The 12,143-nt window shown below is 34.4% G+C and carries 10 protein-coding genes; 5 read left to right on the plus strand and 5 right to left on the minus strand.

The genetic code is table 11. From position 1 onward, the window contains the following. Positions 1-290 precede the first annotated feature (290 nt). Complete coding sequence (locus I5677_RS00255) at positions 291-2,843, plus strand: ABC transporter substrate binding protein (RefSeq protein WP_197659551.1); 2,553 nt, start codon at positions 291-293, stop codon at positions 2,841-2,843. Here I5677_RS00255 and I5677_RS00260 read toward each other — a convergent pair. Further along, a complete protein-coding gene (locus I5677_RS00260; protein ID WP_243456448.1) occupies positions 2,837-4,069 on the minus strand; it encodes an alpha/beta hydrolase in 1,233 nt (410 codons plus the stop codon). The genes I5677_RS00255 and I5677_RS00260 overlap by 7 nt on opposite strands. 395 nt (positions 4,070-4,464) lie before the next feature. Between I5677_RS00260 and I5677_RS00265 the strand changes: the two genes are divergently transcribed. From I5677_RS00265 to I5677_RS00280, 4 genes are all read left to right on the plus strand, one after another. Then, positions 4,465-5,379: an AEC family transporter gene (locus I5677_RS00265; RefSeq protein WP_197659552.1), complete on the plus strand. Its 915-nt coding sequence runs from the start codon at positions 4,465-4,467 to the stop codon at positions 5,377-5,379. Positions 5,380-5,595: 216 nt separating this feature from the next. Beyond that, on the plus strand, positions 5,596-5,877 hold the full coding sequence (locus I5677_RS00270) for a hypothetical protein (protein ID WP_197659553.1): 282 nt from the start codon (positions 5,596-5,598) through the stop codon (positions 5,875-5,877). A gap of 328 nt (positions 5,878-6,205) precedes the next feature. Next, complete coding sequence (locus I5677_RS00275) at positions 6,206-6,781, plus strand: chromate transporter (protein WP_197659554.1); 576 nt, start codon at positions 6,206-6,208, stop codon at positions 6,779-6,781. Then, positions 6,781-7,350, plus strand: coding sequence for a chromate transporter (locus I5677_RS00280; protein WP_197659846.1), 570 nt, complete (start codon positions 6,781-6,783; stop codon positions 7,348-7,350). The genes I5677_RS00275 and I5677_RS00280 overlap by 1 nt, the downstream gene beginning before the upstream one ends. 237 nt (positions 7,351-7,587) lie before the next feature. On the opposite strand, the gene sdaAA is transcribed toward I5677_RS00280, so the two are convergent. The 4 genes from sdaAA to I5677_RS00300 all read right to left on the minus strand — a co-directional run bounded on the left by sdaAA (position 7,588) and on the right by I5677_RS00300 (position 11,779). Further along, entirely contained in the window at positions 7,588-8,454 is an 867-nt protein-coding gene (gene sdaAA / locus I5677_RS00285; RefSeq protein WP_197659555.1) for an L-serine ammonia-lyase, iron-sulfur-dependent, subunit alpha, read from the minus strand. A 203-nt stretch (positions 8,455-8,657) separates the two neighbouring features. After that, a complete protein-coding gene (sdaAB, locus tag I5677_RS00290) occupies positions 8,658-9,320 on the minus strand; it encodes an L-serine ammonia-lyase, iron-sulfur-dependent subunit beta (RefSeq protein ID WP_197659556.1) in 663 nt (220 codons plus the stop codon). Between the two features lie 480 nt (positions 9,321-9,800). After that, on the minus strand, positions 9,801-11,105 hold the full coding sequence (locus I5677_RS00295) for a sensor histidine kinase (protein ID WP_197659557.1): 1,305 nt from the start codon (positions 11,103-11,105) through the stop codon (positions 9,801-9,803). Positions 11,106-11,107: 2 nt separating this feature from the next. Further along, positions 11,108-11,779 (minus strand): response regulator transcription factor, encoded by a 672-nt coding sequence (locus I5677_RS00300; protein WP_197659558.1) that lies wholly within the window; start codon positions 11,777-11,779, stop codon positions 11,108-11,110. Positions 11,780-12,143 lie beyond the last annotated feature (364 nt).

Here is a 12,143-nt window from a genome sequence, read left to right on the forward strand (position 1 = left end):
AAGATTTATGCGAAAGCATAAATCTTTATTTTTATTAACGCTTTTTTATCGTAGCGATTAAATGTATAAGATATGAAGCAAATAAGATTAGTAAAATGTATATATCCCTTGGAATATGTTTCCGGGTGTTATATAATTAAAACATAAAAGATGTTAGATTAGTACTATTTATGTAAGGAGTCACAGACTGAAACCAAGAGGATCGAACTTAAGATACACATATTGGGATCTCATATTAGTTTTAGAGCTAATCCTGAAAAATACTATACATAAGACATTATGGGGGTTGTATGATAAAGAAAAAGATAAAATATCTGAGAATTGTGACAATTATAGTAACTTTTTGTCTTGGTATCAATCATCATGCATTTGCAAAAGAGAATGGTGATATAAAATCAATCTTGATCTTAAACTCTTATCATCAGGGATTTGTTTGGACACAAGAAGCAACCCAAGGCATCATGGATAAATTTAGGGAAAAAGGGGATAACGTTTCCTTTTTTATTGAATACATGGATTGGAAGAACTATCAATCTCATGATAATCTTGATTATTTATATGATTATTATAAATATAAATATCATAATAAAAAAATTGATGTCATAGTAACTACAGATGATATAGCGCTTCAATTTGCCTTAAATAATAGGGAGAATATATTCTCTGATGCACCGATTGTATTTTGTGGTGTAAATAGTGAAGGTGTAAGATCAATTACAGAAGGGTTTCATCGGGTAACCGGAGTGGTAGAGGTTATTGATCCGATAAAGACACTAAAGATTGCCAGCAAAATCAACCCCTCAATTCATACTGTTTATTTGCTGAATGATAACTCTGAGAGTGGGATATCAACAGGGAATATATTAATTGAAAAAATAGAGAAATTTAATCCGGATATGAATGTTATCACATGGAATGATTTATCCTTCGATGAGATTAAGCATCAAGCACAAGCATTAGATGAAAACAGCATCATAATAATCGGAACCTATTTTAGTGATGGTAATAATAATGTTCTTGATATCGCTTATGCTACAAAAGAAATAAGTAACTTCAGTAATGTTCCAGTATACTCACTTTATGATTTTGGATTAAATAACGGAATTATCGGGGGTTCTTTACTTAGCGGTAGACTACAGGGTGAATATGCCGCTGACATGGCAAATCGCATTCTTGAAGGGGAGGATCCGGATAAAATCAGGGTGATGACGCCTGATTCTACTAGAGTTGTATTTGATTATAATCAGCTGATTCGATTTGATATTGATTCACAATTACTGCCGAAAGATTACGAAATAATCAATAAACCTTTTTCATTTTACGAAACCTACAAGGTATTAGTACTAAGTGTAGTCTTTGCTTTTATCATACTTATTTCCTTTGTCAGTATTCTACTGTTTTATCTTCGTAAGATACAAAGGATGAAAAAGAACTTATCGGAAAACCATGAAGAGTTAACACAACTGTACGAAGAACTGACGGCTTCGGATGATGAGATGCGACATCAATATGAGGCATTGTTAAAAGCAAATGAAAAAATTAAGGAGAATGAAGAAAAGTTAGCTTATCTTGCTTATTATGATTCACGAACCGGTTTGCCAAATAAGCTTTCTTTGTATGAAACAGCAAATAATATCTTTACCTCTGAAGAAAAAAAGGCAGCACTGTTATTTTTAGATATTGATAATTTTAAATATGTAAATGATACCTTAGGTCATGTATTTGGAGATAAACTGATTGTTAAAATCAGTGAGAGATTAACTTCTTTGTTATGGAAAGATTGTACTTTTTACCGCCTTAGTGGAGACGAATTTATCATAATTTTGCAACATATAGAAAATGAAAAACAGGCAGAAGAATATGCTTCTTATCTTCTAAATAACTTCATGAATGAATTTGATAGTCTAAATAGCAATCTTCATATTAGTATGAGCATAGGTATTTCGATATACCCCGATCATGGGAATGATTTAGAGAATTTACTAAAGTATGCAGATATCGCTATGTATCAGGCTAAAAAAGCAGGAAAAAAGAACTATGTAACATTTAATGATATTATGCATGAAGATTTAGTAGAAAGGATTTCAATTGAGAAATACTTAGAGAAAGCCTTAGAGCATAATGAATTTGAACTGCATTATCAACCGCAACTTGACATCAGAACAGAAACAATAACCGGTTTTGAGGCGCTTCTTAGATGGAATAGTCCTGATCTGGGAGCGGTATCACCGATAAAATTTATTAAAGTGGCAGAGGAGACACATTTCATAAATCAGTTGGGAGAATGGGTGTTAAATAAAGCGTGTGGATTTCTAAAAAGGGTAAGGGAAAAAGGATATTCAAACCTAACGGTATCAGTAAATATCTCAATACTACAGCTTTTAAATACTAACTTTCAGGACATTGTAAAGGAAAGTCTACAAAGCCATCAATTAGAACCGAAATGTCTTGAATTAGAGATCACAGAATCCATCTTAATGGAATCCTTTGATTTTATTGCTTCAAGGCTTCAAGAACTGCGTGATATTAATGTCGGAATTGCGCTGGATGACTTTGGGAAAGGATATTCCTCCCTAAATTATTTAAAACAACTTCCAATTACTACAATGAAGATAGATAAAATATTTATTGATCACATAGCAGAAGATAGTGAGGATGATTTTGTAGGTCATATTATTTCGATTGGGAAGAATATGGGGATGAATGTTATAGCTGAAGGAGTAGAAGTTCAAAATCAATTTAATTACTTGAAGAAACATAATTGTGATAAGATTCAAGGTTTCTTGTTCTGTCACCCGATACCTGAGGCAGACATATTCCGTTTGCTTGAAGAAAATCAGTAACCAAGACTTTTTTCAATAAACTCAAGTAATTTATTACAATACTCCTTGTCCTTAGCCATATTCTTAAAATCACAATCCTTTACAATAAAATGTTCCCAGGAATCCCGTATCCATACTTCTACATTAGGATTCGCATCTTTTAGACGATGTAAGTTATCCATGGGAACTTCCATATCGCCGGAAGAAGCCATTAATAACACAGGTCTACCGTTCGTATTTTTGATTTGTTCTATCGGTTTTATGTGTTCGACTGCTTCACTGCCAAACATCATTTTTAAGGATGAAGATATAAGAGGTTTTTCAAAGGTTTGAATAAATTGGGGTATACCATAGTTATCCATGATATCAATTACCACATCCTCAAAGCTTGAATAAGCGGACATTGCAATTAATGCGTCTATTTCATCAATTTGTCCGAAGGCATTGACTGCAATCGCGCCTCCCATGGACACTCCATGTAGAACGATTGGTACACCATCATATTTAGGGCTACTTTGAATATAATCAACAACCGCTTGTACATCCTTAGTTTCTTCGTATCCTAAGCAAATTCTGTTACCATCACTCTTACCATGTCCACGAACCTCCAAAAGAATAGATGCATAACCGTTATCCTGCATGTATTTAGCATGTCCATAAAAATAGGTCACAGAAGGTTGAACAATACCACTTAAGTAGATAATAACTGCTTTTGGGTTTTCGGCAAAAATTTCTGAAGTCCATAGATTAAGACCGTCTTCTGTTTTAAGATATATTTGATTTTCATTTAGAGCATAATCCGTTGCCACATAGATATCCTGTAACGGATAATTCTGCGTGGTATAACCTTTATAATCTACATGACGATTAAGAAATAATGGAAGGGCCACAAAGGGAGCAATGATTAAAAGAATAAGGCAAATTATAATTGTTGCTGCAATTGACTTGATGATACGTTTTATAATAACTTCTTTTGATAGCTTCTCTTGTTTGATTAATAGTTCCGGGTAGTCTATACGAATTTTCTTTCGAAGTTTTATGTAAACAATCAAAGAAGCAATAAGGATAGGAATATAAGGCAATCCAAATAACAGTGCGTAAAAAAATGGGGAACTGTTAGAGATAGCTGCTGAAGATAGTCGGAAATATACAACCATTATTGTTGCTGACATTGCGATTAATAAAGAGAGGCATAGGGTTATAGAAAAGAGGGAGAGCCTCTTAAAATATTTATATCGTTTACTCATAGATCAATTTCTCCTATCTATAGTATTTAGTATTTTTGTCTTGATGATTATTATCTTATTGCAGGGATAGTGATATCTTATACATAAACCAAAAATTAACCGTACTGTAATTATATAACATATGTTGTAATGTTATTGCAACTTAAATAGGAACAAAATATTATTAATAAACTTTGCTTAATTTTGTACCAAAGGAAAAAGAGTTTTAATAGGTAAATACAATGAGAATGAAGAGTGGAGATAACAGGAACAATTTACCCAAGATTTAAGACTGGTAAAGAGGGAATGATTATAGTAGAATAATCCTGTTGGTGTGAAAATAAGTATCCATCGGATCTTTCGATGAATATTTTGCTTTATAAGTAGGTTATTAGAAACTGAATTGGAGAATGAGAATGTCACTTGCAGGTATTACGTTTCAACAAATATTAGTCATATTTATGATCATTTTAATAGGTATCATATGTTATAAAACCAAACTGATTGACGAGAAAACCAACAGTAAGCTGTCGAATATCTTATTAATGCTGGTTAACCCAATGGTTATCTTTGTATCTTACCAGAGGGAATTTAGTAAAGATTTATTGGAAGGTTTGTTGATTTCACTTATTTTGTCAACGGTAACTCATCTAATGAGTATTTTCATTTCCTATCTGGTAATTCGAAGAAAAAGAAGAACAAAGATATATAATAACGGAAAAAAGTTGAAAGAACTAATCGCAAATAAGGATGTGGAAGTAGAGCGTATCAACATTATATATGCCAATGTCGGCTTTATGGGAATTCCTTTGGTAAATGGTATCTTTGGAACGGAAGGGGTATTCTATGTAACGGCATCCATTACTATGTTTAATATTTTTCTTTGGACTCACGGAGTCATAATGATGTCAGGCAGTAGGGAATTTAGTTTAAAAAGCATGCTGAAGAAGCTTTTATCGCCATCTATTATAGCAATTGCCATAGGCTTAACATTCTTTTTATTGCAGATAAGAGTACCGGATACAATATATCAGGCCTTTAACCATATCGCTAGCATTAATACACCCTTTGCCATGTTAATTGCCGGTGTTACAATTGGAAAAACTAATATACTTAAATTGTTAACGAGATATAGGGTATATTTCATAGCTTTTCTAAAGTTATTATTCATACCGAGTATATTACTACTTATTTATAGCAGATTCCCTATGAGTGAAGTTGTATTAATAACTGCACTTATTATGGCAGCAGCACCTTCTGCTACGACAGGTATTCTTTTCTCAATTAAATATGAAAAAATGCTTTACTATCAGCAGAAATTTTTACAATAACAACTTTATTATCTTGTATTACAATCCCTTTTATAGTAAGTATCGCTGAATACTTGGTTTAGGATGTAATTATGAATTATAAGGAGCATTACCCTTATTATATGAGTTGGTAACTCATTGATAAAAACATGGGTAATGCTCTATTGTTTAACCTATGACACAACTACAAGAACAGAACATAAAATGTAGTATAATAATAAATATAGGTGAACTTATATGCAAAAAGTAAGCGGAAAGTATATGAAAATAACCTTATCCTGTATGTTTGTCTTTTTGATTCTTTTTTCGGCAGCCTGTTTATTTATATCATATAAAACAGGATCAGAACCAAATACTTTAATAACCTGCGTATTCGCTTTCTGCGGTGCAGAGGGTGGGTTATCTGCTTGGATTAAGGTAACAAAAGAAAAGAAAAATAAGATAGAGAAGGGGATAGAGGAACTTACGAAAGATATGGAATTGGGTGATGCCAGCGAAATAAATAACACAACGAAATAAACAGCACAGCGAAATGGCAGTAACTCTTGTGAATGATAGTTATAATAAAACGTTACAATATACTTATTGCTTTGTAAAAATTTATCATTAGTAAAATGGTTTTGATTTTTGATTGCTTTTGTATAAGAATGGTTCAGATTGGCTTGATTACTGATGTTATCCTGTTTATAATAAAAGAATACGGATTAATATACGAAATCTATGGAAATAATTGTGGTTTATGCAAAGCAATACTTTTTCTATAGATATTTCGTGATACTAATAGGATGAATGCATAATAATTCGATTATTAGACATGGAGCTGTGACAGAAAGCTAAGGAGAAAAATATGAAGATAACCGGAAAATTATTTTGGAAGCTGTTCATCTCCACCTTTTCTTTAAGTGCATTTACTTTTGGAGGTGGATATGTTATCGTTCCGTTGATGAAGAAGAAATTTGTTGAAAAGTTAATGTGGATCGATGAGGAGGAAATGCTGAATTTGATTGCAATTGCCCAATCTTCCCCCGGAGCCATTGCAGTGAATACTTCTATCTTAATCGGTTACCGTATTGCCGGCACCTTCGGTGCTGTGGTGTCAGTGTTCGGAACAGTACTACCTCCGCTTATTATTTTAACGGTTGTATCATTTTTTTATAGTGCATTTCGTGACAGTGTAATAGTAAGTGCCTTGCTAAAAGGAATGCAAGCCGGTGTGGCTGCTGTTATCATCGATGTTGTATTCAAATTAGCAGGAAATGTTACAAAAGGAAAACAGATGTTATCTATATGGATGATGGTTATAGCTTTTATTGCCACTTTCTTTTTTGATGTAAATGTAGTGATTATCATATTGATTTGCGCATTGATTGGTGCAATAACGGTCATTTACAGAGAGAAACATGGAAAGGGGCGTAACCAATGATAATATATCTTGAATTATTTCTTAGTTTTTTACAGGTAGGATTGTTTAGTATTGGTGGCGGGTTTGCAGCGCTTCCTTTGATTCAGGAACAGGTTGTTGATGTTAAGAAATGGCTTACCATGACTGAATTTACGGATTTAATAACAATAGCAGAGATGACCCCCGGTCCAATTGCAATCAATTCGGCAACCTTTGTCGGAAACCGGATTGCAGGCGTCGGAGGTGCAATCATATCAACCTTTGGATGTATACTGCCTTCCTTTATCATTGTGTTAACTCTGGCATATTTTTACTTTAAGTATAAGAACATAACAATTGTTAAAGGGATTTTAAGTGGATTAAGACCAGCAGTCGTTGCCTTAATCGCTTCAGCTGGTTTTTCTATATTTATCCTAGCTATCTGGGGAGAACATGGATTTACATGGAATGTGGCAGACGTGAATTTCATTGCCCTAGGTTTATTTCTTGTCAGCTTCATCGTTTTAAGAAAACGAAAACCCAATCCGATTTTTATCATATTGGGATCTGGACTTGTAGGAATGATAATATATCTTTTTATCGGGGTATAACTTCATAAGATACAATGACACTCTTATAACAGGATTATTCATTCTACAAGGATAAGTTATTGTGATAGAGAATTAAATATGGAAAAATCATACAATCTATTAGAACTTCCTTTATAAAAAAGGACATATCAAAAATAAGAGTTTTCTTATCTTAGATAGGTTCTTTTTTAATTTTTACGGAAGCTGTGTGAGCCTAGCACGGTCTATCCTAAATGCATTTACTTTAACTACGAAGCTCTATGACCAGATGGAATTCTTTATTTCTTTCCCTGTTTTCGTTTGTGCTAATCCGCCTTTTCCGGTTTCTCTTAAACTATCCGGTAAGGCGAGTCCGGTCTCTCGCATAGCATCGATTACCTCATCAGGAGGGATACGGCTTATAATACCTGCACAGGCCATATCAGCACAGGCAACAGCATTGACAGCGCCCATTACATTTCTTTTGATGCAAGGGATTTCTACCAAACCTGCCACGGGATCACAGGTGGATCCAAGCATAGACTTTAAGGCAAGAGCGGCTGCATGAATAATCTTGTTGCCATCCCCGCCTTTAAGGTAGCTGATTGCCCCTGCTGCCATAGAACTGGCTGACCCGATCTCAGCCTGACAGCCTCCTTCGGCACCGGATATAAATGCCCGTTCTGCAATTACCTGACCGATACCGGCAGCAACAAACATCGCCTCAATCATTTTATCTTCCGAGAATCTGAGTTTTTCTTCACAGGTTATTAAAACGGCAGGAATCACTCCACAGGAACCTCCGGTGGGGGCAGCAACGATTCTTTTCATGCAGGCATTGGATTCAGCCATTTTTAATGCCTTTGCAATTACTTCTCCCATAAAAGGGCCACTCAGTATTTCACCTTTTTCAAGGGCTTCACTTACCTTGGCACCATCACCCCCAGCCAGATTGCTGGCTGATCTTAAATTTTTATCATAGGAGGCATCTGCTAGTTTCATTTCATGATATAGACTTTTCATTTTAGCCCAGGATTCTTCTTTCGGCACCTGACGTTCATAACTGTCATCCTCAAGTATGATTTCCCAGAAGGGCAAACCTGTTTTTTTTATTCTCTTTATAATATCTGACAATGATTTGAACATAAATATGCGAACCTCTCAGCTATAGCTAGTATAATTATTTAATATAATAAAAGTGTAAAAAGCACCTTGGTGCTTTCAAACTTATTTGTTAGTAGCAATAGTTTTTATTCGAAAATGTCGCAGCGCCTTTTGACACAATAAATATAAATATATATTTGAATTTATCTATAAAGAAGATTCCGTATTGATATAAATACAGTAGATCAATCTAATAAACTTAGATACGATACTTTAACAACACCCTCAACCTTTTCCAACCATTTGACTGATTCATAAGGAACCTCCTGATCGCATTCAATTACCATAACTGCATTACCACCGCGACCATCCCGGTAAAGCTGCATCTGCGCAATATTAATGGATTTATGGCTGAGCATAGCGGTAACATCGGCAATATGACCCGGTTCATCAATGTTGTGCACAATCAGTGTTGGATAATTGCCACTAAAATTCACATTTAAACCATCAATCTGATTTATCATAATGCGGCCACCGCCCAGGGAGGAGCCGATGATTTCCATATATTTTCCACTGATACCGGTAAGCTTTAATAAAGCGGAGTTGGGATGTACATCCCGTAATATAATTCCGGAAAATGAATATTGAAGTTCTAATTCTTCAGCAATATGAAAGCTGGAAGGAATACGATCATCATCCTCCTTCATTCCGAGTAAGCCGGCGACTAAGGCTAGGTCTGTTCCATGCCCTTTACCTGTAGCATAAAACGATCCATGAAGAAATATGTCAGCTTTTATTATATTTTCATCCATTAGTTTTCTGGATAAAAGACCTATACGAACTGCCCCAGCGGTATGAGAGCTGGAGGGGCCTACCATAACCGGTCCAATGATATCGTAGATATTCAAATTTTTATTCACTCCTCTCTATGAGTGGAATGGTAGTAAGGAGATACTTTCTCTAAATTGTGCAAATTATTTTGTGTCTTTTATAGTATCTTAATAATTTGTCATTTTATTAATTTTTCCTATATATTATAACGATAAACTTTGTAGATAGAAAAAAGAAAAAAATAAAATAAAATCAGCTCTCAGTATAGCATTCGCCTAGCATGATGTTTTTAACATGGCGCCTTATGACGAGTTGATAAATTCACTTATTACTATTGATGATGGTTTAGGAGCTAAAAAGCGCAGTGTCTGACGAGCAAGGCGAGGAGTTTGCGTTTTTAGGTCCTGTTTTACCATCAGATAAAGTAATTAGTGAATTTCAACGAGTCATATGAAGTCAGGATGAAAATATCATGCTAGGCGAATTATTAGTACGTGAAAGCTGACTTTATTTTATTTTTTGTTTCATTATATCAAAGTTTTAGCTTATATCATATCCTACTCTAAGGGCAATTCTATTACAAAGGTGGCTCCTCCACCGAGGGTATCCTGCACATAGATTTTACCGTCATGAAGAAGTATTAGTTCCTTGGCTATGCTTAAACCTAAGCCAAAGTGTTCCTTACTATTCTTGGAAGGGTCTGCCCGATAAAAATTATTAAATATAAGTTCTTTTTGTTCATCCGGAATGCCAACACCATGGTCAATAATTTCAATGTACATTTTTAGTTTCTTGGTATAGGCTTTTAGAGTAATATCCTTACCTGGAGGAGTATACTCCAGAGCGTTATCCAATATCACAGTCAAAGCTTGCCAAAGTCGTTGCTTATCTGCAAGAACGCAGGGAAGACTTTTATCCGGTAAATGTATGGAAAGTTTTCTGCCCTTTTTTGATGCTAGGATAGAAAAAGCCTCATACAGATCTAATAATAAGGCATCCGTATCAAGGGCTTCCTTTTTTATGGACCACTTATGAGCCTGCGTCGAGGCAAGTACAAGCAAATCATTGATTAGAGTAGACATGCGTACGGCTTCAGCCTCGATATCATTTAAATATTCATTCTGAAGGTTGTCTTTTGACGTACCCACATTTAATTTTAATGATGATACGATTGCACGAATAACGGCTAAAGGTGATCTAAGCTCATGGGATGCGGAGGCAATAAACTCCTTCTGTTTTTGTTGGGCATCCACCACCGGTAAAAGAGTTTTCATTACAAAGTAACGGCTGAACGAGTATACAAATAAAATAAGCAGTAAATCAATAACAAAAGCTGTAATTGCATATCGTAATAATATAAGATGTTGATCGGTTACATTTTTAATAATAATTATCGTCTGCCAACCGTTTGCCGAAACCAGCATAGAGGTATAACTGTAATAGGGCTCATATTTGTCGCCTCTGAACTTGAGCAAAGGAGAAAGCTTTTTATCAAAGGATATCGGATAGATAGAAGTATTAATATCTTTTTTCAGAGCCAGTTCTTTCACCTTATTTACTAAAGTATCATATTCTGTAGGACTTTTTATGGTATTGGTATATAAAAGTGGTTTTCCATTATCTTCAATGTGGATCATTGTGTCGAATTTGGAGGACATCGTTGATAACCATACCTGATTAATATTCTTATCTACCTGCAATTTATATTCCACTTCATTTAAAACATTGGTTAACGTTGCTTGTGTATTAAGTAATGTCTGATTGAACATAAAATACACCACTACAATGATAACGAAGGTTAAGATTAAACTGATCGTAAATGTATAAATGAAGGTAAATCTACGCTGTAAAACGCGAAACATGATTATTCCTCCAGACGGTATCCAACAGAATGAATGGTAGATATCTTACATCTGCTGTTAATGGATTTTAATCTTTTTCGTAAAAAGGATATGTAGTTATCTAGATTGGCTTCACAGACAAAACTATCATAGCCCCATACTCTGTTTAAGATGATATCTCTTGATAATATTTGATTCTTATTTCTAAGAAAGAACTCCATCAATGCAGCTTCTTTTTTGGATAATTCGCATTGGCCTGTATCACTGCTTAAAATCTTATGCTGAATATTTAGTTTAATATTAGAAAATGAAAACTCTGTAATATCGTCAATTTTCTTCGGTCTGCGAAGCAAAGCTTTTACTCTAACAATTAACTCCTCCATGGCAAAGGGCTTTACAAGATAATCGTCTGCGCCGGTTTCAAAACCGTCAATACGATCGTTTAGCTCCCCTAAAGCAGTTACCATGATGACAGGAGTTTCTATATGATTTTTTCTGATTTTGTCCAATAATGTAATACCATCTATTTCTGGTAATAGCCGGTCAAGAATAATAAGATCGTGGTTTCTTTCCATAGCAAAGAAAAGGCCATCGTCTCCGGTATTGCAGGCGTCCGTTAAAAATCCCTCATTTTTTAGGTGGAACGATATGGCATTACATAACTTCACATCATCTTCAATGATGAGGATTCTCATTTTATCACCTCCGTTATACTCTTATATTATACTATTTTACAACATATCACCGATAATTGATAGTGTATTATGTGCAATGTGTAAAAAAATGATTATCCTGAGTAAAATATAGGTTTTTTTTAGAAATCATTGTTTTAATAATATAAGACGAGTTAACTTCTTACATAATTTATATTACGTTAGATCACATACAGTTATTTAACAACCACTTACATTTTGAACTCACAAAATGTAGTTTTCATAAATAACTGACGATAGAGTGGATTGCTGTAAAATTTATTTTATAGTAGTCCACTCTGTCTATAAGAAGGAATATATTCGTGAATACAAAAGTATCCATGGATCATAGTATAAAGGTCATAAA

This window comes from Mobilitalea sibirica (genome assembly GCF_015999265.1).
Lineage (GTDB): Bacteria > Bacillota > Clostridia > Lachnospirales > Lachnospiraceae > Mobilitalea > Mobilitalea sibirica.

Excerpts from the sequence above, each read along its gene's own strand:
- I5677_RS00295 (WP_197659557.1), bottom strand. The coding sequence starts at position 11,105 with ATGTTTCGCGTTTTACAGCGTAGATTTACCTTCATTTATACATTTACG.
- I5677_RS00260 (WP_243456448.1), bottom strand. The coding sequence starts at position 4,069 with ATGAGTAAACGATATAAATATTTTAAGAGGCTCTCCCTCTTTTCTATA.
- I5677_RS00300 (WP_197659558.1), bottom strand. The coding sequence starts at position 11,779 with ATGAGAATCCTCATCATTGAAGATGATGTGAAGTTATGTAATGCCATA.
- sdaAA (WP_197659555.1), bottom strand. The coding sequence starts at position 8,454 with ATGTTCAAATCATTGTCAGATATTATAAAGAGAATAAAAAAAACAGGT.
- I5677_RS00270 (WP_197659553.1), top strand. The coding sequence starts at position 5,596 with ATGCAAAAAGTAAGCGGAAAGTATATGAAAATAACCTTATCCTGTATG.
- I5677_RS00275 (WP_197659554.1), top strand. The coding sequence starts at position 6,206 with ATGAAGATAACCGGAAAATTATTTTGGAAGCTGTTCATCTCCACCTTT.
- I5677_RS00265 (WP_197659552.1), top strand. The coding sequence starts at position 4,465 with ATGTCACTTGCAGGTATTACGTTTCAACAAATATTAGTCATATTTATG.
- I5677_RS00255 (WP_197659551.1), top strand. The coding sequence starts at position 291 with ATGATAAAGAAAAAGATAAAATATCTGAGAATTGTGACAATTATAGTA.